Below are 287 nucleotides of genomic sequence, written 5' to 3'. Positions count from 1 at the left end.
AGAATTATTTACAGGGTCGGCTTATACTTGAACGCTCAAATATAGGAATCAGCTTGAGACTATCAGAGTGTATCTTTTTGTGTGTATCAATCGAGGGAAGCTCTCTTAATGTTCAATAAAACCTCGCCGCTGTTATCTTGATCTGTGTCAGCTAAGAACAAATTTATCTCGCCTTGAGTCGAAATCAATACTTCTTTATCTTCTACAGCGACAAGACGTTTAACGCCTTCAGGGTCTACAAACGTTAGACCAACACTGCCAAATTTGTCATACGCAGTATTATAGAT

1 pseudogene is annotated in these 287 nt (G+C 38.7%); it reads right to left on the bottom strand.

The annotated features are described in order from the left end of the window. Positions 1–86 precede the first annotated feature (86 nt). Positions 87–287 (bottom strand): annotated as a pseudogene (locus BCT81_RS04970) (hypothetical protein); the annotation flags it as partial.

The sequence above is a fragment of the Vibrio sp. 10N.261.52.A1 genome (assembly GCF_002876325.1).
Taxonomy (GTDB): Bacteria; Pseudomonadota; Gammaproteobacteria; order Enterobacterales; family Vibrionaceae; genus Vibrio; species Vibrio chagasii.
Note: the sequence above shows the minus strand (reverse complement) of the source record. Positions and strands in the feature narration are given on the sequence as shown.